Annotated in this window: 27 protein-coding genes; 10 read left to right on the top strand and 17 right to left on the bottom strand. The window is 74.3% G+C overall.

Translation table 11 applies throughout. From position 1 onward, the window contains the following. Positions 1-47: 47 nt before the first annotated feature. On the bottom strand, positions 48-1376 hold the full coding sequence (locus ACFRAV_RS29045) for a HEAT repeat domain-containing protein (RefSeq protein ID WP_382559860.1): 1329 nt from the start codon (positions 1374-1376) through the stop codon (positions 48-50). Between the two features lie 158 nt (positions 1377-1534). Between ACFRAV_RS29045 and ACFRAV_RS29040 the strand changes: the two genes are divergently transcribed. After that, entirely contained in the window at positions 1535-2380 is an 846-nt protein-coding gene (locus ACFRAV_RS29040) for a TIGR02452 family protein (RefSeq protein WP_382559858.1), read from the top strand. Beyond that, entirely contained in the window at positions 2380-2694 is a 315-nt protein-coding gene (locus ACFRAV_RS29035; RefSeq protein WP_382559856.1) for a hypothetical protein, read from the top strand. Before ACFRAV_RS29040 ends, ACFRAV_RS29035 begins: the two co-directional genes overlap by 1 nt. Positions 2695-2737: 43 nt before the next feature. Here the strand turns inward: ACFRAV_RS29035 and ACFRAV_RS29030 are convergent, their stop codons facing one another. Continuing rightward, positions 2738-3094, bottom strand: coding sequence for a peptidase inhibitor family I36 protein (locus ACFRAV_RS29030; protein ID WP_382559854.1), 357 nt, complete (start codon positions 3092-3094; stop codon positions 2738-2740). Between the two features lie 187 nt (positions 3095-3281). Here ACFRAV_RS29030 and ACFRAV_RS29025 point away from each other — a divergent pair, with 187 nt between their 5' ends. Continuing rightward, positions 3282-3833 (top strand): DinB family protein, encoded by a 552-nt coding sequence (locus tag ACFRAV_RS29025; protein WP_382559852.1) that lies wholly within the window; start codon positions 3282-3284, stop codon positions 3831-3833. Between the two features lie 70 nt (positions 3834-3903). Here ACFRAV_RS29025 and cpt read toward each other — a convergent pair whose 3' ends face one another. Next, positions 3904-4425 (bottom strand): chloramphenicol phosphotransferase CPT, encoded by a 522-nt coding sequence (gene cpt / locus ACFRAV_RS29020; RefSeq protein ID WP_382559866.1) that lies wholly within the window; start codon positions 4423-4425, stop codon positions 3904-3906. A gap of 209 nt (positions 4426-4634) precedes the next feature. On the opposite strand from cpt, the gene ACFRAV_RS29015 reads away from it, so the two are divergent. Further along, complete coding sequence (locus ACFRAV_RS29015) at positions 4635-7100, top strand: tetratricopeptide repeat protein (protein ID WP_382559850.1); 2466 nt, start codon at positions 4635-4637, stop codon at positions 7098-7100. A gap of 58 nt (positions 7101-7158) precedes the next feature. Here ACFRAV_RS29015 and ACFRAV_RS29010 read toward each other — a convergent pair whose 3' ends face one another. Beyond that, positions 7159-8037: a LysR family transcriptional regulator gene (locus tag ACFRAV_RS29010; protein ID WP_382559848.1), complete on the bottom strand. Its 879-nt coding sequence runs from the start codon at positions 8035-8037 to the stop codon at positions 7159-7161. Between the two features lie 116 nt (positions 8038-8153). On the opposite strand from ACFRAV_RS29010, the gene ACFRAV_RS29005 reads away from it, so the two are divergent. Then, entirely contained in the window at positions 8154-8522 is a 369-nt protein-coding gene (locus tag ACFRAV_RS29005) for a YybH family protein (RefSeq protein WP_382559845.1), read from the top strand. A gap of 26 nt (positions 8523-8548) precedes the next feature. Here the strand turns inward: ACFRAV_RS29005 and ACFRAV_RS29000 are convergent, their stop codons facing one another. After that, positions 8549-8740 (bottom strand): hypothetical protein, encoded by a 192-nt coding sequence (locus ACFRAV_RS29000; protein ID WP_382559842.1) that lies wholly within the window; start codon positions 8738-8740, stop codon positions 8549-8551. A gap of 213 nt (positions 8741-8953) precedes the next feature. Between ACFRAV_RS29000 and ACFRAV_RS28995 the strand changes: the two genes are divergently transcribed. Then, on the top strand, positions 8954-9403 hold the full coding sequence (locus tag ACFRAV_RS28995; RefSeq protein ID WP_382559840.1) for a DNA-binding protein: 450 nt from the start codon (positions 8954-8956) through the stop codon (positions 9401-9403). 18 nt (positions 9404-9421) lie between these two features. Here ACFRAV_RS28995 and ACFRAV_RS28990 read toward each other — a convergent pair whose 3' ends face one another. The 5 genes from ACFRAV_RS28990 to ACFRAV_RS28970 form a co-directional block, all read right to left on the bottom strand. After that, complete coding sequence (locus ACFRAV_RS28990; protein WP_382559837.1) at positions 9422-9775, bottom strand: SgcJ/EcaC family oxidoreductase; 354 nt, start codon at positions 9773-9775, stop codon at positions 9422-9424. Between the two features lie 33 nt (positions 9776-9808). Next, a complete protein-coding gene (locus ACFRAV_RS28985) occupies positions 9809-10522 on the bottom strand; it encodes a DNA polymerase beta superfamily protein (protein WP_382559835.1) in 714 nt (237 codons plus the stop codon). A gap of 164 nt (positions 10523-10686) precedes the next feature. Beyond that, positions 10687-11019 (bottom strand): thioredoxin family protein, encoded by a 333-nt coding sequence (locus tag ACFRAV_RS28980; protein ID WP_382559832.1) that lies wholly within the window; start codon positions 11017-11019, stop codon positions 10687-10689. After that, positions 11016-11441, bottom strand: a complete 426-nt coding sequence (locus ACFRAV_RS28975) for a MerR family transcriptional regulator (protein ID WP_382559830.1) — start codon at positions 11439-11441, stop codon at positions 11016-11018. Before ACFRAV_RS28975 ends, ACFRAV_RS28980 begins: the two co-directional genes overlap by 4 nt. Positions 11442-11605: 164 nt before the next feature. Continuing rightward, the gene (locus ACFRAV_RS28970) at positions 11606-11812 is read right to left on the bottom strand and encodes a hypothetical protein (protein ID WP_351115224.1); all 207 of its coding nucleotides are present in this window, start codon (positions 11810-11812) and stop codon (positions 11606-11608) included. A gap of 209 nt (positions 11813-12021) precedes the next feature. Between ACFRAV_RS28970 and ACFRAV_RS28965 the strand changes: the two genes are divergently transcribed. After that, positions 12022-13680 (top strand): catalase, encoded by a 1659-nt coding sequence (locus ACFRAV_RS28965; protein ID WP_382559827.1) that lies wholly within the window; start codon positions 12022-12024, stop codon positions 13678-13680. A 103-nt stretch (positions 13681-13783) separates the two neighbouring features. Here ACFRAV_RS28965 and ACFRAV_RS28960 read toward each other — a convergent pair whose 3' ends face one another. The 5 genes from ACFRAV_RS28960 to ACFRAV_RS28940 all read right to left on the bottom strand — a co-directional run bounded on the left by ACFRAV_RS28960 (position 13784) and on the right by ACFRAV_RS28940 (position 18436). Continuing rightward, positions 13784-14149 carry a YkvA family protein gene (locus ACFRAV_RS28960; protein WP_382559825.1) on the bottom strand — a complete coding sequence of 122 codons (366 nt, stop codon included), beginning with the start codon at positions 14147-14149 and terminating at the stop codon, positions 13784-13786. Positions 14150-14245: 96 nt separating this feature from the next. Next, positions 14246-16369, bottom strand: a complete 2124-nt coding sequence (locus ACFRAV_RS28955; RefSeq protein WP_382559822.1) for a xanthine dehydrogenase family protein molybdopterin-binding subunit — start codon at positions 16367-16369, stop codon at positions 14246-14248. A 65-nt stretch (positions 16370-16434) separates the two neighbouring features. After that, entirely contained in the window at positions 16435-17427 is a 993-nt protein-coding gene (locus ACFRAV_RS28950; protein ID WP_382559819.1) for an FAD binding domain-containing protein, read from the bottom strand. Continuing rightward, a complete protein-coding gene (locus ACFRAV_RS28945) occupies positions 17424-17948 on the bottom strand; it encodes a 2Fe-2S iron-sulfur cluster-binding protein (protein WP_382559817.1) in 525 nt (174 codons plus the stop codon). The genes ACFRAV_RS28950 and ACFRAV_RS28945 overlap by 4 nt, the downstream gene beginning before the upstream one ends. After that, positions 17945-18436: a DUF5709 domain-containing protein gene (locus ACFRAV_RS28940; protein WP_382559863.1), complete on the bottom strand. Its 492-nt coding sequence runs from the start codon at positions 18434-18436 to the stop codon at positions 17945-17947. The genes ACFRAV_RS28945 and ACFRAV_RS28940 overlap by 4 nt, the downstream gene beginning before the upstream one ends. Before the next feature lie 234 nt (positions 18437-18670). On the opposite strand from ACFRAV_RS28940, the gene ACFRAV_RS28935 reads away from it, so the two are divergent. Both ACFRAV_RS28935 and ACFRAV_RS28930 read left to right on the top strand, forming a co-directional pair. Next, positions 18671-19102: a hypothetical protein gene (locus ACFRAV_RS28935; protein WP_382559814.1), complete on the top strand. Its 432-nt coding sequence runs from the start codon at positions 18671-18673 to the stop codon at positions 19100-19102. Positions 19103-19215: 113 nt separating this feature from the next. Next, entirely contained in the window at positions 19216-19779 is a 564-nt protein-coding gene (locus ACFRAV_RS28930; RefSeq protein WP_382559811.1) for a roadblock/LC7 domain-containing protein, read from the top strand. A gap of 16 nt (positions 19780-19795) precedes the next feature. Here ACFRAV_RS28930 and tgmB read toward each other — a convergent pair whose 3' ends face one another. Further along, positions 19796-20743 carry an ATP-grasp ribosomal peptide maturase gene (gene tgmB, locus ACFRAV_RS28925; protein ID WP_382559809.1) on the bottom strand — a complete coding sequence of 316 codons (948 nt, stop codon included), beginning with the start codon at positions 20741-20743 and terminating at the stop codon, positions 19796-19798. Positions 20744-20767: 24 nt separating this feature from the next. Beyond that, the gene (gene tgmA, locus ACFRAV_RS28920) at positions 20768-20965 is read right to left on the bottom strand and encodes a putative ATP-grasp-modified RiPP (protein WP_382559807.1); all 198 of its coding nucleotides are present in this window, start codon (positions 20963-20965) and stop codon (positions 20768-20770) included. Positions 20966-21197: 232 nt separating this feature from the next. Between tgmA and ACFRAV_RS28915 the strand changes: the two genes are divergently transcribed. Then, the gene (locus ACFRAV_RS28915) at positions 21198-21476 is read left to right on the top strand and encodes a GlsB/YeaQ/YmgE family stress response membrane protein (protein WP_108953573.1); all 279 of its coding nucleotides are present in this window, start codon (positions 21198-21200) and stop codon (positions 21474-21476) included. Positions 21477-21530 lie beyond the last annotated feature (54 nt).

Raw genomic sequence — 21530 nt, 5'->3', positions numbered from 1 at the left:
TCCTGCGAGGGCGCGGCGCCGGGCCTCGGCGCGTCCAGGTCCGCAGGTCAGGACCTCTGTTCCTTGCTTGCGGCGCCGCCCTTCCGGCGCCACTTCCACGCCCACAGGCCGGAGGTGCGCACGTCCTCGAGGAATTCGGGACGCAGCGGGCCGAGACGGGCCTCGGCCTCAGGGGTGCGGGGATCGTCCAGCAACGACAGCCCGTACGCGCCCTCCAGACGCAGCTCCTGGTCGTCCTCGTCGAGGAGCCCCCACAACGCCTGGGCCACCGAGGGGTGCGGATCGCGCGTCCGGTTGAGCGCGCTCGCGGCCGCGAGGCGGACGGTGTGGACCGTGTCGTCGAGCAGCTCCAACAGGATCCGCCGGGTCTCGGGACACCGACGGCGACCGGCGGCCGTCGCCACCGTCTCCCGCACCCCCGGGTCGTCGTCCCCCGCCAGGGCGGTGAGGGCGGTGAGGGCGGCCGGCGAGTACGCGGACGGCCACATCAGCAGGCAGTCGGCGGCCGCACGGCGCACCCGTGCGTCGGCATGCCCGGTATGGGGAAGGACGACGGCTCCCGAGCCGTCGTCGGCCGTGGCCAACGCGTCCAGCACGCTGGCCAGCACCTCGGGATCGGACTCCTGCGCGGTCCAGGCGACGAGGACGCGGTCCGACTCCCGCTGCCGGGCACCTTCGAGCGCCACGGTGACCCCCAGGCATCGCAGGTGCTCCGCCACGAACAGGCGGTGACCGCGGTCGGGATGGTGTCGGTGCGCGAGGACGGCCTGCCAGGTCCGGTCGCTGCCGCGCGCCTCGAGGACCAGGTGGGACTCCCAGAAGTCCACGTGCCGCGCGTCGGTGCGGGCGGCCCGGGCGACCAGCTCCTCGGGCGGAGTGAGAACGCGGAACGCCCATTCGAGCTTGGTGAGGACCGCCCCGTGCCCGGCCCGGACGGTCCGGCCGCCGAGGGTGATCCGCTCGATGTCCGGCTCCTGCCAGTCCGCGAACGGGTCGTCCACGATGCGCACCACCTCGGCGTCGCCGGACGCCCCGGTGAGCCGCCGCAACTCGGCTTCGGCCCCTGTGTCGTACCAGCGCCGGGCCAGGGCCAGCAAGCGGTCACGTTCCACGGCCGGCAGACGCAGACGCGGTTCCTTCCCGAGCACGGCGCCCACCAGCCCGGGGGAGCCCGACGCGACGGCGAGCGTCAGCGGGGTCGTCCCGTCCGGCAACGGACGGTCGGGATCGGCGCCGCCTTCGACCAGGTCCCCGGTCCGGTCCACGTCGTACGCCCGGATCGCGGCGAGCAGCGACTCGTCCGCCGTCCCGTCCACGGACCCGTTCGCCTGTCCGTTCTGCTCATCCTGCTCGTCCTGCTTGTCCTGCTTGTCCATGCGGACATCACCCCCTCGGCGCATCGTGTCACGCCTGGTGGGGAGGGTGCTTCCGGATTCCCGCCGCGGAAAACCGGTGGGGGAGACGGGCGCGCCGCGGCTACCGTGCCCGGTCGGGGGTGGGCGCCGCCCGCCCGGGAGGAGGAACGGCACACCGGATGAGCGCACGGCTGCGGGGGATGGCCCGGGAGAACGAGGAGATCGTGGCGGCGGGCTTCTACCGCAGGTCCGACGGACGCGAGGTCTCCCTCGCCGAGGCGGTGCGGGCGGCACGTGAGGGCACCCGCACGGTGGGGCCCGGCCCCGTGCCGGTGCCGGCCGCGGAACCGGTGCCCACCGTCGTCGAGGTCACCGCGGAGAGCAGCCTGGAGGCCGCGCGCCGCCTCGCCGCCGACGGCGCGGACTCTCTGGCGGTGCTGAACTTCGCCTCGGCGCGCAATCCCGGCGGTGGCTACCTCAACGGGGCGCAGGCACAGGAGGAGGCGCTCTGCCGAGGCTCTGCCCTCTACACCTGTCTGCTGCGCGCGCCCGAGTACTACGAGCACCACCGGGCCGACCGGGACCCGTTCTACTCGGACCGGGTGATCCATTCCCCGGCGGTGCCGGTCTTCCGCGACGACCGCGGGCGTCTGCTGGACGCGCCGTACACGGCCGGCTTCCTCACCTCGCCCGCGCCCAACGCCGGTGTGATCGCCCGCAAGGCCCCCGACCGAGCCGCGGAGGTCCCCGCCGCCCTGGTCTCACGGGCCGGGCGCGTGCTGGAGACGGCGGCGGCGCACGGCTACCGGCGGCTGGTGCTCGGCGCCTGGGGCTGCGGGGTCTTCATGAACGACCCGGCCGAGGTGGCCGAGGCCTTCCGCGTCCCGCTCGCCCCGGGCGGGAGCTTCGAGGGACGGTTCGCGCACGTCGTGTTCGGGATCCTCGACCGCACCCGGGCCGCCACCACCCGCACGGCCTTCGAGAACGCCTTCCGCGACCTCACCGGAGCAGGGAGGGTGTCCTGATGACCAGTGATCAGCCCGGGGAAGCCGGCGCCCCCGTCGATGTCAGCGCCCTGGCGGTCAACGTCACCGTCCCGGAGGCGCTCCGCTGGACCGACATCTGGCGCGGGCAGGAGTTCACCCTGTCCACGTTGAACATCCGCCTACTCCCCGACGGAACCCTCGCCGCGAAGGCCTATGGCCGCCCGACGGCGGGCGGCCGGGGCGCCTACGTGTCGTTCCCCGTCCCGGCCGACCGGCCCGAGCTCACGGCCCTGGTCGCGGCGGCCGCGACGAGGGCCAGTGAGCTCTGGGCGGCCCACCGCGGCCTCGGCTGACGCACGGAGCGCCGGGGTCGGGGGAGGAAGCGGGGGGAGACGGTCAGCGACCGAAGCGCACGCTGTTGAAGGCGAAGCCCTTCGGCGCCTTCTGTCCCGCAGCCAGGCGCTTGGCGGCCCCGCCGCACTTCTTGCCGGCGTAGACGGTCGCCCTGACGTTGGTCCGGTTCTGCGCGGCGCGCCCCTTCTCGGCCATGCCGAGGCACTCGCCGGTGGGCGGGTTCTCGACGAAGTACGGGGTGCCCTTGGCGCCGATCCAGTGGAACTGGCCCTTCGCGGCGACGGCGCCCGGCGCCGCGGCGGACACGTCGGCGGACGCGGTGGAGGACAGGCCGGCGGCCAGGGCGAGCCCGCAGGCGAGGACGAGGGCGGAACGGCGCAGGTGTGTAAGTGATCGCATGCCGGGTGAAACGATCACGGCCGTGATCGGTCACGCCGCGGTGGACCGACCACAGTGGACGGACCGCGGTGGACGGACCGCGGCCGACCGACGGCAGGGCCCCGGCCCCCGCGTGGTCGTGGCCGCGGGTGGGCGCGAATCGGCCGATCCCCTGCCGGCTGAGGGCGCCGTGTTGAATGATGTGGCCATGAAGATCCCGGAGCGTCGCGTCCAACTGGCCGACGGCGCCGACAGCGAGCGCCGGTTCACCGGTCCCGCCACCGGCGACGAACGCGGCATGCTGGTCGCTGCCCTGGACGCGCAGCGCGCCACCCTACGGCTCAAGTGCGAGGGTCTGGGAGCGGAGTCGGCCCGTCGCTCGGTCCCGCCGTCGTCGCTCTCCCCGCTCGGGCTGGTCCGACACCTCGCCAACGTGGAGCGGCGCTGGTTCCGGGTGGTGCTCGCCGGTCAGGACGTCGAACTCCGCTTCTCCTCACCGCGGACGCCGGAAGGGGACTTCGACGGTGCGTCCCCGGCCCCGGAGGTCGTCGCGGAGTCCTGGGCGGCCTGGCACGACGAGGTCGCGTTCGCGGAGGCGTTCGTCGCCGCCGCTCCGGACCTCGACGTCGAGGGGGAGGACGCCTGGCGGGGCGTCGTCTCGCTGCGCTGGGTGCTCCTGCACATGGTCGAGGAGTACGCCCGGCACAACGGCCACGCGGACCTCCTCCGCGAACGGATCGACGGCGCGGTCGGCGTGTGACGTCTCCGCGGCGCACAGCCGCCCGCGCCGCCCGCGCGCCCGTGCCCCTGCGCCGCCCGAGCGGAACGGGTCAGCGGACGCGGGCCGCGATCGCCCGGGCGCACGCCAGCGACTCGGTGCGGGTGGTGTCCACCTCGAGGTCGTAGGCGACGCCCTGATGGACCAGGTCGGCCTGCATGGCCGCCATCCCCCGGACACGGTCCCCGCGGGCGATCTCCCGCCCCGAGGCGACCGTGCTGTCGCACCGCACACCCACCCAGAGCACGTCCAGGCCGTCCAGGACCCTCAGCCACCGCTGCTGGGACCGCGCCCCGCCGAGGAACACGTCGTCGATGATCACCCGGGCGCCCGCGCGGGCTGTCGTCGCGATGCCCTCGGTCCAGGCGGCCTCCATCGCCCGGAACTCGGCGCCGACCGTCACCTCGCCGTCCGGCCCGAGTTCGATGCCGTCCTGCGAGGACCGCATCCGCGCCGGCAGCGCGTCGACGAAGGAGTCGCAGCCGAAGGCGAGCCAGGGATCCGGCAGCACGGACTGCAGACACCGGACGATGCCGGACTTCCCCGCGCTGGAGCCGCCGTTCAGAATGATCATTCGCGTGTGCACCGCGCCACCCTAGAGCGCTCCCGCGCGTGGCCGCACCGGAATATGGACGAGGCGTCCCGTAGTGCGGAGACGTCCACGGGCCGCCCGGCAAGGTGTGCGGGGCAACCACGAGCGGTCCGCGGACGTCGTACCGTGGGGCCGGACGAGGGAGGACCGCGCACATGCCGAGAGCGCAACGACGGGTATCACGGGGCGAGTTGACGGCTCTGCGGGCGCTGGACCGGTTCGTGGGGCGCCGCGAGGAGATGGCCTTCTTCGCGCGGAACCTCGCCAAGGACCCGCTCTCGCCGACCGACCCGGCCGTGTACCTCTTCCACGTGCGCGGCGTCGGCGGCGTCGGCAAGTCCAAACTGTTGCGGCAGTGGCGGGAGACCGCCCGGCAGGCGGGCGCCGCCACCGCCGCCGTGGACGAGAACGACGTGCACGGCATCCTGTCGGCGATGATCGCCCTGGCCGGACAACTGTCGGACGGGACAAGGCCCTTGAAGGCGTTCGACCGGGCGGTCGAGCAGTACCGCCGGGAGCAGGACGCCGCCGCCGAGCCGGTCGACCTCGACGGGGCGGCCGACGACGGTCCCACTCCGGCGAGCCGGGCGATCTCCCGGGCCGTCCTCGGCGGCGCGTCCACCGTCCTGCCCGGCGGCGGCCTCATCGCGACGATGGTCGACCCCGACGTGGTGGCCGAGGGCATGGACCAAATGCGCGAGCGGGTGCGCGGTCGCCGGACGCGCGGTCGGGGACCCGAACTGGACGCCGTCAGCCGGGAGTTCGTGACCGCGCTGGACGGCCTGTGCGAGGAGCGCCCCTGGGTGGTGCTGTTCCTGGACACCTGGGAGCAGACCGGCCGGCATCTCGACGCCTGGCTGCGCACCATGCTGCGCGACGGGTTCGGTCCGCTGCCGGTCAACGTCATGGTCGTGCTGGCCGGCCGCGACGACCTGGACGAGCACGACTGGTCCGGGCTCATGGCCCAGGGCCGGTACGTGCCGCTGGAGGCCTTCACCGAGCAGGAGACCCGTGAACTGCTCGCGCGGCGGGGCGTCACCGAGCCGGCGACCGTGGACGCGGTGGTGCGGCTGTCCATGGGCCTGCCGCTGCTGGCCGACCTGCTCGCCCTGGCCCGCCCGGAGAGCGCGGCCGCCGTCGACGCGGACGGGGACGCCGCGGAGACCGCGGTGGAACGGTTCGTGCGCTGGATCGCCGACCCGCTGTGCCGCGAGGCGGTGCTGACCTGCGCCCTCGCGCCCCGGCTCAACGAGGACGTGTTCGCCGCGGCGGTGCCCGAGGAGGCGCGCGGGCTGTGGGCCTGGCTGTGCGGCCAGCCGTTCGTGAGCGGGAGCGGCGAGTTCAAGAAGTACCACGCCGTGGTGCGCGCCGGGATGGTCCGGCGGGAGCGGGCGCGCTCACCCCAGGGCTGGACGGCGGTCCACCTCCGGCTGGCCGACGCGAACGCCGCCTGGCGCGCGGGCCTGGAGGTGAACCTGCCCGCCGCCCGGCGCCGCCAGGACGCCCGCTGGCGCCGTCACCGGCTGGACGAGATGTACCACCGGCTCTGCGCCCACCCGGCCGGCTGTCTGACCGGTGCGCTGGAGGAGGCCGTGCACGCCGCCGAGGCGTCGCCGGACGCGTTGCGGCAGTGGTTCGACGCCTTCACCCGGGCGGCGGAGGACACCCAGGACGAGGCCCTGGGCGCCTGGGCCGGCCGCCTGCGCGAGGCGACGGCGGAGGTGGCGGACCCGGTCGTGGCCGCGCTCGGCGCACTGCTGACCCCCCTGAGCCCGCTCGACGCGGTCGCCCAGGCCCACGCGCACGTGGTGCGCGGACGCCGGCTGGAGGCGGTCGGCCAGGAGGACGCGGCGGTCGCCGAGTTCGACCGGGCGATCGCCCTCGGCCCGGACAACGCGGCCGCCCGGTTCCACCGCGGACGCGCCCACCTGCGGGCCGGGCGACCGGAGGCGGCGGTGCGGGACCTGGACGTCGCCGTCCGCCTCGACCCCGCCGACCCCCGGGCGCTGTCGCAGCGGGGCGAGGCGCACCGCCGGGCCAGGCGGCTCGACGAGGCCGTCGCCGACTTCACCGCCGCGCTGGCGCTCGACCCCGGCCAGGTGCGGGCGCTCGGGTCCCGCGGCCAGGTGCACCAGCAGGCCGGGCGGTTCGACGAGGCCGTCGCCGACTTCACCGCCGCCCTCGCCCTCGACCCCGGATACCTCTGGGCGCTCGGATGCCGCGGCCGGAGCCATCGGCAGGCCGGCCGCTACGAGGAGGCCGTGGCCGACCTGACCGCGGCGCTGGCCGCGCGCCCTGACCACGCCTGGGCGCTGGCCGAACGGGGCAAGACGCACCGGCTGGCGGGGCGCCTCGACGAGGCGGCGGCCGACCTGACCGCGGCCCTCGCGCTCGCCCCCGACTACCGCTGGGCGCTGGTCGAACGAGGCATCGTGCGCCTCGAGGCCGCCCGCCCGGCAGCCGCGGAGGCCGACTTCACCGCCGCGCTGGACCTGGCCCCCGACGACCTCTGGGCGCTCGTGGGCCGTGCCCGCGCCCGCGAGGCGGCCGGCCGTGCCGAGGGCGCCCGGCAGGACCTCGACCGGGCCGCGGCCCTGGACCCGGACGGCGCCTGGCGCGACGGCCCGGACCGGTGGCCCGGCGAACGCACCGTCTGACCCGCACCCGCTCGGTTCACCCCGCTCGGTTCACCCCGCTCCGCTCACTCCGTCCCGTTCACCCGGACACGCCGAACGCCTGCCGCATCCGCCGCAGCAGCGCCGGGACCGCGGGCACGCCGTCGCGCCAGACCAGCGCGAGCAGCGCGGGGTCCGCGACGTCGCGCAGGGCCACGGCGGTCAGCCGGCCGGCGTGGCCCGCGACCAGCGACTCGCTGAGGATCGCCACCCCGAGGCCGCGGGCGGCCAGGTCCGCCACCGCGCCGGCCGCGCTGGCCTCCAGGGCGATGCCGGGCCGCAGCCCCTGGGCGGCGCAGGCCCGGTCGAAGACCGTGCGCAGCCCCGTACCCGCCGGCATGCACACGAGGGGATGGGCACAGACCTCGCGCAACGCGGCGCGCTTCCGGCCCGCGAGCGGGTGCTCCGGGGCCACGGCCGCGACCAGCGGCTCGCTCACCACGGTCACCGAACCGACCCCCTCCGGCGGGGCGGCCGTCCCGACCAGCGCCAGATCGAGGGCGCCGCCGCGCACGGCCTCCACCAGCCGGTCGGAGTTGTCCTCCGTCAGCGAGAGCTCCACCCCGGGGTGCGCCGCGTGGAAGGCGGCCAGCGCCTCGAACAGCGGCAGCACCGTGCACCCCACGACCATGCCGACGGAGATCCGCCCGCGCAGCAGTCCCGTCACCTCGTCCACACTTCGGCGGACCGCTTCGGCCGCGGCCAGCGCCGCCCGGGCGTGCTCCAGGGCCGCCTTCCCCGCGACGGTGAGGGTCGCGGCCCGGGCCGACCGGTCGAACAGCTCCGCGCCGAGTTCCCGCTCGAGCTGCCGGACCTGGGCGCTCACCCCGGACTGACTGATGTGCACCCGCTCCGCCGCCCGCGTGAAGTTCCGCTCCTCGGCGACCGCGACGAAGTACTCCAGCTGACGCAGTTCCATGACTGCTGATTCTAGTGGCCAGCTCCACCATCTGTTGGACTTCTGGTGATGCCCGGCAGAGGCTGGAGGTGCAGCGACGGAGACCCGCCTCCGCCGCCCCGACAAGGAGGAACACCATGACCGCCGACGCCGAGAAGGCCATGCGTCCCGAGGACATCACCCGCCTCTTCGTCGAGAGGTCCAACGCCGGTGACGCGGCCGGGGTGGCCGCGCTCTACGAGGAGGACGCGGTGATGGCCTACCCGCCCGGCTCCACCACCGTCGGCCGGGAGGCCATCCGCGCGTTCTGGGAGAAGGTGCTGGCTTCCGGCCCCCGTTTCGAGCCGGAGGAGCCACTGCCCACGCTGGTCGCCGACGGCATCGCCCTCACCGCGACGCCGCCCAAGGACGGGACGGGCGCCCGGGCGCAGGTCGTCCGCCGCCAGCCCGACGGCAGTTGGCTGCGGGTCCTCGACCGCCCGGAGTTCCTCCCGCCCGCCGTCTGACGTCAGCCGCCGTCCCGTCCGCCCGCTCACCCCACCGTCCGCCCGTCCTCCGCAGCCGGAAGCAGGAGCGCGGAGCCCGGATGGAGGGCGACCTCGACCGCGGCCCCGGCCGCCGGTTCCGCGGTGCCCGGGTGGCGGGCGAACCGGGGATGGGCGCCGCCGCTGACCTGCCGGCGGACCCGGTGGCCGGTGCCGAAGTGGTGCGCCGTGTCGCCCATCGGGACGGTCGAGCTCCATGACCGCGCCGGCCTCCCCGCCCACCGTCGCCAGGCCGTCGCAGACGTTCACCCGCCCCCCGTCGACCCGGAAGCGGCCTTCGGCCGGTTCCTCGACCGGCTCGTGGACGGCCTGGACGTCACCGTCCGACCGTATGAACGATTCGTTCACAACGAAACATTGACAACGGGGGTGGCCGCGTCGATCCTGGAGGCATGTCCGACAACCCTGAGCAGCCCGTCACCGATCCCTTCCAGCCGCCGGACCCCGAGGAGGCGAGGTCGCGACGCGCCCCCGGCGCCCTCTTCCGTATCGCCGAGCGGCACGCCGCGACCGAGGAACAGCGCCGTCGGCAGACCAACCCGATGCTCCCCGCGCCGCACGAGGCGGTGCGCACGGTCGCGTTCCTGCTGAGCGGCGCCGCCCGGCTGGAGGACGGCGAGCCCGAGGTCGACAAGGCCGACATCACCGCCGCGCTCACTCTTCTCCCGCTGGTGCGGGGCGAGTTGGACGAGCTCGAGACCGGCCTGCTCCACATGGCCCGCGGCCGGGGCATGACCTGGCAGGAGATCGCCTTCGGGCTGGGCCTGGGCACCCAGCAGGCGGCGCGGCAGCGCTACGAGCGCCTGGCCTCCCGCACGGCCCGCGACGAGGGTGCTTCCTGATCCCTGACCGGATCCCGATCAGGGTGGATGGGATCCTTCGCCGTCCGGGGCGAAGTAGCGCTGGCGCACCTTGACCGCGGCGACGTCGGGCCGGACGAAGCTCACGTGCTCCACCTCGTAGGTGGCTCGGGCGCCGCCCGCAGTCCATCCGGGGAGCGCCTTCGCGGTGAATGCGGCGATGGCCTCACGCCCGTACAGCCGGGCGCCGGTGCTGGTGGTCCAGACGGCGTCGGCGCGGAAGAGTGCCACGAACTCGTCGACCAGCTCCTCCTGTCGTACCCGCTCCACGGTCGCCACCAGGGCGCGCAGGGCGGTGGCCTCCCCCTCGGGGTCGGCGGGCAGGTGGCTCGTGTCGTGCATGGTGGACGTCATGCACCCACCGTGCGACCTCGACCACGCTCGAGGTCAAGCCACCGGCTCGCCGTGGGCCGCGGGCGCGTAGAAGTGTGCGCGGACCCGGTGCAGCCAGGCCTCCACGGGGCCCTCGTCCGGGGCCTCGGGCAGAACGCTGCGGGCTTCCGCGAAGACGGACTTGTAGTGGCGCAGCAGGGGTTCCGCGGCCGACGGGTCCGCCGCGACCCGGGCGCCGAAGTCGTGGAACTCCTGCGGATCGTCGACCCGCAAGGTCAGTGAGCCGGTGGTGTACAGCTCCAGTCCTTGCGCGCAGAGCCGCTTCAGGTGGCGCGCGTGCTTGGCGGTGCGCTTCCGCAGGTCCGCGGAGAAGGAACCGTCACCCCGCCGCTCCAGCCGCCGGAACTGCTGGACGGCGTAGCCGAGATAGGCGTCGCGTACCCGCCCGGCGCTGAGGAACGAACCGCGGATCGCCACCAGTTCGTCCCCCAGCGGGGTGCGCACCTCGTACAGCTCCTCGGGCAGCCACACCAGCTCCATGGCGGTGGGATTGGCGGAGAGGGCGAGCCGGCACCACTTGGCCGCCTCGTGCAGCGTGCGGTCCGGTGCGGTGGTGACGTGCGACTCCTTCGGCCGTCGCAGCCCGTGCAGGTCCACGGTGGGGACGGCGTAGACGCCGAGCCGGTCCACGTCGGAACCGGCGTGGGCGAGCCCGTACGCCGTGGAACCGACGATCCCGGACAGCAGGACGTTCGCAACGGTGGTCATGGTGGCCCTCTCCCCCTGGTCGCGCCGCGGAGGAAGGTGCCCGCTCCGCGTGACGCCCATTCTCGTGGGGGCGTCGTCGCACGTCACCCGCATTTTCCGGCGGACGGTCCGGGCTCCGCCCCGTGGCGGCCCCGGCAGGGTCTCCGGCCCGCCCCCCAGGTGGCCTACAGGGCCTCCTCCAGCTCCGCCACCAGTCGCCGCTTGGGCCGCGCGCCCACCATGGAGCGCAGCGGCTCGCCCCCGCGGAACAGCATGAAGGTCGGCATGGACAGCACGCCGTACCGGTTGGTCGTCTCCGGGCTGGTGTCCACGTCCAGCTGCACCACCTTCAGCCGCTCGCCCTCCTCCGCGGCCAGCGCGGTCAGCACCGGGGCCATCTGCCGGCACGGCGGGCACCAGTCGGCGGTGAACTCCACCAGCACCGGCAGTTCCGCCCCCAGGACCTCCGCCGTGAAATCGGCGTCCGACACCTCGGCCACGCCCTTCGCCCTGATCATCCTCGTCCTCCCAGTTCGCAGACGGGCTCCGGGCCCCCCGGAACCAGCGCCTCGGCGGCCAGACCGTCGCGCGCCCGCTCGGCCCGGACCAGCTGCCGGGAGACCTTCTCCCGGACCACCCGCAGCTGCTCGATCATCGAGTCGAGCTCGTCGAGCTTGCGCCGGTACACCAGCTGCGAGGCGGGGCAGGAGTCCCCCTCCGCGTGGCCCGCGCGCAGGCACTCCACGAAGGGCCGCGTCTCCTCCAGGCCGAAGCCGAAGTCCTGCAGCATCCTGATCTGCCGCACCTGCGCCAGGTCGCCCTCGTCGTAGGTGCGGTGCCCGTTGCCGTCCCGCCGCGCCGACAGCAGTCCGCGCGACTCGTAGTACCGCAGGGTGCGGGTGGTGGTCCCGGCCTCAGCGGCCAGCTCGCCGATTCGCATGCCGACGACGGTACGACTTGACGCCGACGTCAAGGCAAGCGTCCCGCGCCCGGGACGGAACGGGGCGGCGGGACGCGCGGCACCGGGGGCGGTCGCGGCCGCCCCCGGTGCCGGAAGGAAGGACGGAGGGAACGGGACGGAGTGCAACGGCCGCCCCGGCCCGGCTAGGGCAGCAGTTTCTCCAGCGCGGCGGATCCCTCGGAGGCCAGCTTGCGCTCGGCCCACTTGAGGGTGTCCGGCGTGACGTCGCGTCCCGTGGCCAGGACAAGATCCTCGGGGGTCACCTCGGAGTCGGGTCGGGCATGGAGCATCCCGTCCGGAGTGACCCCCTCGAAGGAGGCGCGGGACTCGTCGGGCTGTGCAGTCGACATGGGTCTCTCCCTCGGCTCGCCGATAGCCACCCGCGTACCCCCGCGAAACCTGACCTATGCGTGCGAAACGGTCATCGGGCGGCGCGGGGGGAGTGGCCGTTCGCCGTCATCGACAAAAGGTGCTAAAACCATAAACGCCCCATAACTGCGCGTCGCGTGCCCGCGTACGGTGCGTGAGCGCGGCGAGCCAGCCGAAGGAGCATCCCCGCATGACGGACGTATCCAGCAAGGGCCCCGCGCAGGGTGACGACAGGGAGATCCTGACCAACCGGCAGGGACACTTCGTCTACGACAACCAGAACCAGCGCACCGTGGGCGCGCGGGGGCCCGCCACGCTGGAGAACTACCAGTTCCTCGAGAAGATCAGCCACTTCGACCGCGAGCGCATCCCGGAGCGGGTGGTGCACGCCCGCGGGGCGACCGCCTTCGGATACTTCGAGGCCTACGGTGCGTGGGGCGACGAGCCCATCGACCGGTACACCCGGGCGAAGCTCTTCCAGGAGAAGGGCAGGCGGAGCAGGGTCGCCTGCCGCTTCTCCACGGTCATCGGCGGGCGCGACTCCTCGGAGTGCAACCGCGACCCGCGCGGCTTCGCGGTGAAGTTCTACACCGAGGACGGCAACTGGGACCTGGTCGGCAACAACCTGGGGGTCTTCTTCATCCGGGACGCCATCAAGTTCCCGGACGTCATCCACGCCCTCAAGCCGGACCCGGTCACCTTCGTCCAGCAGCCCCGCCGGATCTTCGACTTCATGTCGCAGACCCCGGAGTCCATGCACATGCTGGTCAACCTGTTCAGTCCGCGCGGCATCCCGGCCGACTACCGGCACCAGCAGGGCTTCGGCGTCAACACCTACAAGTGGGTCAACCAGCAGGGCGAGACCAAGCTGGTGAAATACCACTGGATGCCCAAGCAGGGCGTCAGGAGCATGACCGAGGAGGACGCCGCCAACCTGCAGGCGCAGGACGTGGGCCACGCGACGGCGGACCTCTACGGCGCCATCGAGCGCGGCGAGTACCCGGAGTGGGAACTGCTCGTCCAGATGATGGACGACCACGAGCACCCGGAGCTCGACTTCGACCCGCTGGACGACACCAAGACCTGGCCCGAGCAGGAGTTCCCGCCCAAGGCGGTGGGCCGCATGGTGCTCGACCGCTGCCCGGAGGACTTCTTCGCCGAGTCCGAGCAGATCGCCTTCGGCACCGGCGTGCTGGTCGACGGCCTCGACTTCTCCGACGACAAGATGCTGGTGGGCCGCACCTTCTCCTACAGCGACACCCAGCGCTACCGGGTGGGCCCCAACTACCTCCAGCTCCCGGTCAACCAGCCCGACCACGGACTGGTGCGCACCAACCAGCGCGACGGCCAGATGACGTACCACGTCGACGGCGGGGGCGGTAACCCGATCGTCAACTACGAGCCGTCCATCCTGGGCGGACTGCGCGAGGCGCACTACCCGACCCACGACGAGCAGGGGCCGGAGATCAGCGGCCGCCTCACCCGCAAGCGCATCCCGCGCACCAACGACTACCTGCAGGCCGGCCAGCGCTACTGCCTGCTGGAGGAGTGGGAGCGGGACGACCTGGTCAAGAACATGATCGACCTGCTCTCCCAGTGCGACCGCCCGGTCCAGGAGCGCATGGTGTGGCACTTCCTGCTCGTCGAGAACGACTTCGGCACCCGGGTCGGCGAGGGCCTGGGGATCGCCGCGAAGGACGTCGCCCACCTGGAGCCGCTGCAGAGCCAGGACCTGACCGACGAGGACAAGGAGCGGCTGCGCAACCTGGGGAACAACCCGCCGCGCGACGTCCAGGGCCTCACCATGACCCACTGCGTGCCCGACGAGCGGTTCGTGGTCACCCGCTGACCCGGCCCCGCCCCATCGGGCGCAGTGAGAAGCCCCCCGGCGGACGGGCCGGGGGGCTTCTCACTGCGCGTGCGAGGGGTGCGTGCGGGCGGCGCCCCGGGGGTCAGTCCCGGTGGGGCGCGGCCGCGAGACCGGCAGCGCCGGGGGCGCCCGCCGCGCCGGGAGCCGCGGCGCGCGGCCGCCTGGGCAGCGTCATGCCCTTGGGCAGCGCCGCGCGCATGCTGCGCAGGGCCAGCAGCAGGGCGCCGACGTCGTCGAGGTACACCGGGTCGGGGACCAGGTCGGCCGGCAGCACCAGATAGGCGACCGCACCCCAGAAGACCCACTTCGGTCCGGTCGGCAGACCGGCCTCCCGCAGCGCGCGGCGGGTGCGCACCAGCCGCAGCAGCAGCCGCACCGCGACCGCCAGCACGACCACCGCGACCGCCACGGCGACCACGATCACCACCAGCGTCGTCCGCTCGTCCACCGCACACCTCCAGAGCGAGGAGGGCGGCGCCGGTGCGTCGCCCTCCTCTTCAGCTTCCCCGACGAAGGGCCCGTACGACCCCTGTCGTGGCCGAGGTCACGCCCGGTGGTGCGCCGCCCCCTGCTCGGAGAGCGCCTCCAGCACCCGGTCCGGGGTGAGCGGCAGCTCCCGCAGCCGGACGCCCACCGCGTGGTGGAAGGCGTTGCCCACGGCGGCGGCCGTCCCCACCACGCCGATCTCCCCGATGCCCTTGCCGCCGACCGGGTTGAGGTGCGGGTCGTCCTCCTCGATCCAGTGCGCCTCCACCGACGGGACGTCCGCGTTGACCGGCACGTGGTAGGCGGCCAGGTCACGCTCGGCGAAGTCCCCGAAGGCCGGGTCGAGGGTGGATCCCTCGGTGAGGGCCATGCCGAGCCCCATCACCATGCCGCCGACGAACTGCGAGCGCGCCGTGCGCGGATTGAGGATGCGCCCGGCTGCGTACACGCCCAGCAGGCGGTTCACCCGCACCTCGCCGGTGACGGTGTCGACCCCGACCTCGGCGAAGTGCGCCCCGAAGGCGTGCCGGGCGTGGTCGCTCTCCGCGTCGGCCCGACCTGCGGTGTCGGCGTGCTCCTCCAGCCCTTCGGCGGGCAGCGTGCCCTGGTACACGGCGAGCCGGCGCACCAGCCGGACGCAGGCGTCGTGCACCGCCCAGCCCCAGGACGCCGTCCCCGACGAGCCCCCGGCCAGCGGCGCGGAGGGCAGGTCGCTGTCGCCGATCTCGATCCGCACCCGGTCGCCCGGCGCGCCCAGCGCCTCCGCGGCGACCTGGCCGAGCACCGTGCGCGCCCCGGTGCCGATGTCGGTGGCGTTCACCCGCACCAGGAACGACCCGTCCGGCAGCGCCCGCGCCGTGGCGGTGCTGGGGGAGACCAGCACCGGGTAGGTGGCCGACGCCACGCCCGTGCCGGTGAGCACCTGTCCCGCCCGGCGCGCCCCCGGCCGGGGGTCGCGGCCCTCCCAGCCGAACCGGCGGGCGCCCTCGCGCAGGCACTCCACCAGGTGGCGGCTGCTGAACGGCTTGCCGGTGTCCGGCTCGGTGCGGCAGTCGTTGACCACCCGCAGCTCGATCGGGTCCATGCCCAGGGCCTCGGCCAGCTCGTCCATCGCCGACTCCAGCGCGTACATGCCGGGCGTCTCGCCGGGGGCGCGCATCCAGGACGGGGTGGGGACGTCCAGCCGTGCCACCCGGTGCGCGGTCCGGCTGTGCGGCGCGGTGTACATGGTGCGGCCCGGCACGGCGGCCTGCTCGACGAACTCCTTCACCCGCGAGCTGTACGTGGTCACCTCGTGGAGCAGCGAGCGGATCCGGCCGTCCTCGCCGGCTCCCAGCCGCACCCGGTGCAGCGTCGTGGCGCGATGGCCCACCAGGGCGGGCAGGTCGCGGCGGGGCAGCGCCAGGGCGACCGGCCGCCCCGTGCGCAGCGCCGCCATGGTGGCCAGCACCACGTCGGGGCGCGGCGTGCCCTTCGATCCGAAGCCGCCGCCGACGTGTTCGGCGCGCACCGTGACGGAGTCCTCCGGCACCTCGAACATCGCGGCCAGCGTCTGCCGGACCTTGGTGGTGCCCTGGCTGGAGCACCACGCCTCCAGCCGGCCGTCGCTCCAGCGCGCGGTGGAGGCGTGCGGCTCCATCGGGTGGTTGTGCAGCGGCGGCACCCGGTAGGCGGTGTCCACCCGCACCGGTGAGGAGGCGAACGCGCCGTCCGGGTCGCCGTGCTCGCGCAGGGCCGGATGTCCGCCGTTGGCCTTCTCGGGCACGTACGCGTCCGGGCGGTCCGGCGTCAGCAGCACGTCGTGGTCCAGCGCCAGGTAGGTGACGTCCACGGCGCCGGCGCCCTCGCGGGCGGCCTCCAGGGTCTCGGCGACCACGAGGGCCACGACCCACCCGCGGTGCGGAACCCGGTCGTCCTGGAGGACCGCGAGCGTCGGGTCGTCCGGTTCTGCGAGGCGGGGCGCGTTCTCGTGGCTGAGCACCGCCAGCACGCCCGGCACGGCCAGGGCCGCGGAGGCGTCGACCCGCTCCACCCGGCCGCAGGCGACGTGGGCCAGGACCGGCCAGGCGTGAGCCAGGCCGGGCAGGCGGTGCTCGACGGCGTAGCGGGCCCGGCCGGTGACCTTGTCCAGGCCCTCCCGGCGGATGACGGGAGCGCCGAGCGCGGCGGGGGCGTCGGACATGGGATTCCTCCTCCGGGTGACGTCGGGCGACGTCCGAAGCGGTAAGGCCGGCCGGGACCGGCGGGTCAGCCGGCGGGCCGGGCGGCGAGGCGGGTGAGCACGTCGACGGTGAGGGAACGGGCCAGCGGCACCTTGTAGCCGTTGTCCCGCAGCGGCTCGGCCGCTTCGAGTTCGAGATCCAGGGCGTGCTCGAAGGCGGCCCTGGACGGCGCCGCGCCGGTGAGGGCCTCCTCGGCCCGGCGTGCCCGCCACGGCCGGTGCGCCACACCGCCCAGCGCGATGCCGACCCGGGCCACCACCCCGCCCTCGACGCGCAGCACCACCGCGGCGGAGGCCAGCGCGAAGGCGTAGGAGGCCCGGTCGCGGACCTTGCGGTACGCCGACGGCAGGCCGCGGGTCGCGGCGGGCAGCACCACCGCGGTGACCAGCTCGCCGGGACGGATCTCGGTGTCCAGCTCCGGGCGGTCGCCGGGCAGCCGGTGGAACACGTCGGCCGCCACCTCGCGCTCCCCGTCCGGCCCGGTCAGCTCGACGCGGGCGTCCAGCGCGGCGAGGGCCACCGCCATGTCGGAGGGGTGGGTGGCCACGCAGTGCGGGGAGTGGCCGAGCACGGCGTGGTCGCGGTGCACGCCCTCCCTCGCCCCGCAGCCGCTGCCCGGCTCTCGCTTGTTGCACGGCTTGGAGAGGTCCTGGAAATAGGGGCAGCGGGTGCGTTGCAGCAGGTTCCCGCCGGTCGTGGCGGCGTTGCGCAGCTGGCCCGAGGCGCCGGACAGGAGCGCCCGGGACAGGGCCGGCCAGCCCTCGCGCACCAGCGGGTGGGCGGCCAGGTCGCTGTTGCGGACGGTGGCGCCGACGCGCAGGGACCCGTCCGGCAGCTCGCCGACCGTGTCCAGCGGAAGGCGGGAGACGTCCACCAGGGCGGCCGGGCGCTCCACGCCGAGCTTCATCAGGTCGACCAGATTGGTGCCGCCGCCCAGGTAGCGGGCGCCCGGGGCCGCGGCGAACGCGGCGGTCGCCTCCTCCACCGTGCGGGCCCGGACGTAGTCGAAGGTCTTCACGGGACGACGTCCTCCACGGCCTCGACGATGCGCGGATAGGCCCCGCAACGGCACAGGTTGCCGCTCATCCGCTCACGGATCTCCGCGGCGCCCAGCGGCGCCGGCTCACCCGCCTCGGCCTCGGGGCCGGTGACCGCGGACGGATGCCCGGCGGCCGCCTCGGCCAGCACGCCCACGGCCGAGCACAGCTGGCCGGGGGTGCAGTAGCCGCACTGGAAGGCGTCCCGCTCGAGGAACGCCCGCTGCAGCGGATGGGGCTCGCCGTCCTCGCCGGCGAGCCCTTCCACGGTGGTGACCTCGCTGCCGTCGAGGGCTACGGCGAGCAGCAGGCAGCTGTTCATCCGTCGCCCGTCGACCAGCACCGTGCAGGCGCCGCACTGGCCGTGGTCGCAGCCCTTCTTGGCCCCGGTCAGGTCCAGGTCCTCGCGCAGCAGGTCCAGCAGGACGCGCCGGTTGTCGACGGCCAGGGTGTGCTCCCGGCCGTTGACGGTGAGCGTCGTGCGGGAGGTGCGGGGGGTCACAGCGGCCGCTCGTCCTCGTCCGGGACGCGGTGCACCGCGGCCTCCTCCGCCGAGGCGGCGCCGCCGCTGATGCCCACGTCCTCGGCCACCATGTCCTTCTCGGCGTCCTCGCGGGCCCCTTCGTCCGGGGCCACCAGCCGCCCGGCGCGCTCCTCGCCCACCTCGTCGTCCAGGGGCTCGCCCTCGCCGCCGGGCAGGTCGCCCACGCCGTCGCCGTCCACCCGGGGCTCCGCCGCCGGGTCGGGCCGCTCCTCGGCCAGCCGCTCGTCGAGGGTCTCGCCCTCGCGCTGCTCGCGGGCGGTGGTCCCGTGGCTGTCCACGCCCAGCGGCCGCTCGGGCGGCGAGTACCCCTCGTCGTAGGGCTCGGTCTCCCGCTCGTTGAGGGTGTCCTCGGGGTCCAGGATGCCGTCGTCCTCGCGGCCCTCGGTGCCGCCCTGCGGCTGGTACACCTCGTCGCCGAAGTCCTGGTCGTCGGCGTTGCCGTCCATCGCGTCTGTCGGGTCAGTCATGGGGACCGCGTATCCAGCGCCGGTCGCCTGACACCCACCGGTGGCGGGCGCCACCCGGACGCCACCGCCGCGCCGCGATCGATCACGGCCATCAAGCGGTCCCAATCCGTGCATGTTCCAAATGAAAATGCCAAAGCCCCGAACGGGGGTCGGCACATTCCGTAGTCTCTGGTCGCGTCCGCGGACACCGAGCGACGGGGGAGGGGATTCGGCGTGCCCGGAATCGACGACAGCCTGCGGGAGATCATGCGGCAGCCGGGAGCACGCGGCGCCGCGCTGGTCGACTGGATCAGCGGGCTCTCCCTGGGCGCCGTCGGAGAAGCCCCCGGCAAGGACCCGGAGGCGGCGGCCGCGGAGGTCGCCGAGGTCGCCCGGATCAGTTCCGAGCACCGCGTCTTCGCCCCCGCGGGAGGGGTGGGCGGGGACGGCCCAGCGGAGGGCGCCGCGCCGGGCGAGCCCGGCCAGGAACCGCCGGTCGAGGACGTGATCGTCACCACCGCCTCGGCCTACCACGTACTGCGCTTCGTGCCCACCGCCTTCGACGGCAGCGTCTGCCTCCACCTGTGGCTCGACCGGGCCGAGGGCAACCTCGCGATGGCCCGGATCCGGCTGGCGGAGGTCGTCGACCGGCTGGTGCTCGGATGAGGCTGCAGGGGCGACGTCGCGCGGACGACGGCCCGCTCGGTGCGCTCGGTGCGAAGGATGCGGACGTGGCGGACGACGAAGGTGTTGACGGGCGAGGCGAAGGGAGCGGGCCGATGACCGGTGCCGCAGGGATCGACGAGGCCGAGATCAGGGAGGAACTGCGCGGGCTGCGCTCCCGGGTTCCGGAACTGACCGGGGCGCTGCTGGCCAGCGCCGACGGACTGGTGCTGGCCCACGAGACGCCTCCCGGCACCGAGCCCGAGGGGCTGGCCGCGCTCACCGCCGCCGCCCTGGGCGTCGGCGCCCGGCTCTCCGACGCCGCGGGGCGCGGGGACTTCCGCGAGCTGCTGGTGCGCGGGTCCGGCGGCTACGTGGCCACCTACGCGGCGGGCGGGGCGGCGGTGCTCACCCTGCTCGCCGGCGACCGGGTCAACGTCGGCCGGCTCCACCTGGAGGGCCGCCGCGCCGGCCTCCGGCTCGCGGCGATGGTGCCCGCCCTTCCCGACGCGGTCCCCGGTGGCGCCCGGCCGGCGCCGGCGGGCGCCCGGGCGGGCCGTGCCCCGGCCGCGGGGATCGAGCAGCCGGGGACCCTTCCCGTCCGCTCCCCGGGCGCCGCCCGGGCAGGCCGCCGCCAGGGCAACGGGCCCCGTTCCTCCGGGTCGCGCTCCTCGGCCTGAACCCTGCGGCCCGTACTCAGCTGCGTGGCACGGGCCGTGCCAGCCAGGCCGCCACCGCGTCCGTGATGGGCTGACCCGTGTCGAGCTCGACGAAGGCGAACTGCCCGGACTGGTTGCACTCGAGGAACCACCAGTCGCCCCGCGCGTCCTCCGCGAAGTCGAAGGCGCCGTAGGCGAGACGGGCGGCCTCGAGGTAACCGTGCACACCCTCGGCCACCCGCCCGGGCACCCCCACCGGCCGCCAGGCGTGCGCGGACGGGGCGAAACGGACGTCGACGTCGTCCGCGGACGCGTCCGGGGAGACCTCCTTGCGGGCCGCGAGGAGCCGGTCGCCCACCGCCGTCAGCCGTATGTCCGCCCGCTTGACGACGAGTTGCTGCAACAGCGTCGGCCCGAGCGCCACCGCGTCGAAGTCGGCGTCCGGAGGCACCCGGCTGGTCGGCACCACCAGCGGCGGATCCTGCGGGTGCGTCCCCGACACGGGTTTGACGACCAGTTCGCGGTGGCGGCGGGCGAACTCCCGTGCGTCGTGAGGCGCCGTGGTGATCAGGGTGGCGGGGACCGTGAGTCCGCACTCCTGGGCCAGCCGCAGTTGCCATGGCTTGTGCCGGGCCAGGTAGGCCGCCTCCGGCGGGTTCATCCAGCGGGCCCCGCTGCCCCGCAGCATCCCGTACAGCGCCTGCGACGCCTCCTGGGTGAGCCAGGCGGAGGCGTGCCCGGCGGCGGCGCCCGGTACGCCCGGCCGGCGCACCCACACCGACCGCAGGGCGCCGAGCCCCACCCGACGGTCGCCCACCGACAGCGTGCCCTCCAGCGCCCCGCTCCCGTACTCGCCGGACAGCCCGACGGCGCCCGGCAGTTCGGCCGGATCGACCCGCAGCACCGGCACGCCCCGTGCGTCGAGCCGGTCCACCACCAGATCCGCGGTCACATCCTGTGTACATGTCAGGATCAGTACGGTCATCGCTTCGCGCCCGCGCCGCCCGCGTCAGTCGTCGAAGTGGGTCTTGGAACCGGCGGTGGAGGTGGTCGCCCCCAGGACCCGCAGGAGGTCCCGGTCGCGCACGGCGATCCGTCCGTCGTCGAGGACGTTCAGTTGCAGCGACGGGTCGTATCTGTAGGGCGGAGCCTCGGTGACCTCGCACTCCTGTGCCGGACGGGCGTAATCGAGGGCGAACATGTGCATGGGTCTCTCCCTGGGACGGTCCGTGACATACCCCGTGCGGACACGACCCGCCCGGCCCCGCGATCCGGCCGCCGGGCGCTCCGCCTCCAACGACTTATACGTGCCGGGCCGATGTTTGGTTTCCTCACGCTCCGTGACCGCTCTCGGAGGTGGCGCGAAAAATTTGGTTTGCCGTGGCGTGTACGGATCATCCGAAGAAAGGACAGAGAACCTGGATGACTGTGGAGGAATGGTGGGCATTCTCGCCTGGATCCTGATTGGCCTGATCGCCGGCGCCATCGCCAAGGCGCTTCTCCCGGGGCGCGACCCCGGCGGCATCATCATCACGATGGTGATCGGTGTGCTCGGCGGTCTCCTCGGTGGCTGGCTGGGTAAGGTCATCTTCGGCGTCGACTCGATCGACGGCTTCTTCGACCTTTCTACATGGATCGCGGCCATCATCGGCTCCGTGATCCTGCTGCTGCTCTACCGTGCCTTCACCGGCGGTCGTAGCACACACCGTCACGCCTGACACGAACGGGTAGCACCCGTTCCCCAATCGTAGGCGCCCGCACCGGACTTCCGG

Origin of the sequence: Streptomyces sp. NPDC056600 (genome assembly GCF_042792855.1) — a bacterium.
Lineage (GTDB): Bacteria > Actinomycetota > Actinomycetes > Streptomycetales > Streptomycetaceae > Streptomyces.
This window is presented reverse-complemented; position numbering and strand designations above follow the sequence as displayed.

What these genes read in the sequence shown, in the direction of transcription:
- ACFRAV_RS28985 (WP_382559835.1), bottom strand. Translation starts at nt 10,522, where the DNA reads ATGACCACCGTTGCGAACGTCCTGCTGTCCGGGATCGTCGGTTCCACG.
- ACFRAV_RS28970 (WP_351115224.1), bottom strand. Translation starts at nt 11,812, where the DNA reads ATGTCGACTGCACAGCCCGACGAGTCCCGCGCCTCCTTCGAGGGGGTC.
- tgmB (WP_382559809.1), bottom strand. Translation starts at nt 20,743, where the DNA reads ATGACCGTACTGATCCTGACATGTACACAGGATGTGACCGCGGATCTG.
- ACFRAV_RS28995 (WP_382559840.1), top strand. Translation starts at nt 8,954, where the DNA reads ATGTCCGACAACCCTGAGCAGCCCGTCACCGATCCCTTCCAGCCGCCG.
- ACFRAV_RS28990 (WP_382559837.1), bottom strand. Translation starts at nt 9,775, where the DNA reads ATGACGTCCACCATGCACGACACGAGCCACCTGCCCGCCGACCCCGAG.
- cpt (WP_382559866.1), bottom strand. Translation starts at nt 4,425, where the DNA reads ATGATCATTCTGAACGGCGGCTCCAGCGCGGGGAAGTCCGGCATCGTC.
- ACFRAV_RS29045 (WP_382559860.1), bottom strand. Translation starts at nt 1,376, where the DNA reads ATGGACAAGCAGGACAAGCAGGACGAGCAGGATGAGCAGAACGGACAG.
- ACFRAV_RS28965 (WP_382559827.1), top strand. Translation starts at nt 12,022, where the DNA reads ATGACGGACGTATCCAGCAAGGGCCCCGCGCAGGGTGACGACAGGGAG.
- ACFRAV_RS29035 (WP_382559856.1), top strand. Translation starts at nt 2,380, where the DNA reads ATGACCAGTGATCAGCCCGGGGAAGCCGGCGCCCCCGTCGATGTCAGC.
- ACFRAV_RS28975 (WP_382559830.1), bottom strand. Translation starts at nt 11,441, where the DNA reads ATGCGAATCGGCGAGCTGGCCGCTGAGGCCGGGACCACCACCCGCACC.
- ACFRAV_RS29005 (WP_382559845.1), top strand. Translation starts at nt 8,154, where the DNA reads ATGACCGCCGACGCCGAGAAGGCCATGCGTCCCGAGGACATCACCCGC.
- ACFRAV_RS28980 (WP_382559832.1), bottom strand. Translation starts at nt 11,019, where the DNA reads ATGATCAGGGCGAAGGGCGTGGCCGAGGTGTCGGACGCCGATTTCACG.
- ACFRAV_RS28940 (WP_382559863.1), bottom strand. Translation starts at nt 18,436, where the DNA reads ATGGACGGCAACGCCGACGACCAGGACTTCGGCGACGAGGTGTACCAG.
- ACFRAV_RS29025 (WP_382559852.1), top strand. Translation starts at nt 3,282, where the DNA reads ATGAAGATCCCGGAGCGTCGCGTCCAACTGGCCGACGGCGCCGACAGC.
- ACFRAV_RS29010 (WP_382559848.1), bottom strand. Translation starts at nt 8,037, where the DNA reads ATGGAACTGCGTCAGCTGGAGTACTTCGTCGCGGTCGCCGAGGAGCGG.
- ACFRAV_RS28955 (WP_382559822.1), bottom strand. Translation starts at nt 16,369, where the DNA reads ATGTCCGACGCCCCCGCCGCGCTCGGCGCTCCCGTCATCCGCCGGGAG.
- ACFRAV_RS29000 (WP_382559842.1), bottom strand. Translation starts at nt 8,740, where the DNA reads ATGGGCGACACGGCGCACCACTTCGGCACCGGCCACCGGGTCCGCCGG.
- tgmA (WP_382559807.1), bottom strand. Translation starts at nt 20,965, where the DNA reads ATGCACATGTTCGCCCTCGATTACGCCCGTCCGGCACAGGAGTGCGAG.
- ACFRAV_RS28930 (WP_382559811.1), top strand. Translation starts at nt 19,216, where the DNA reads ATGACCGGTGCCGCAGGGATCGACGAGGCCGAGATCAGGGAGGAACTG.
- ACFRAV_RS29040 (WP_382559858.1), top strand. Translation starts at nt 1,535, where the DNA reads ATGAGCGCACGGCTGCGGGGGATGGCCCGGGAGAACGAGGAGATCGTG.
- ACFRAV_RS29030 (WP_382559854.1), bottom strand. Translation starts at nt 3,094, where the DNA reads ATGCGATCACTTACACACCTGCGCCGTTCCGCCCTCGTCCTCGCCTGC.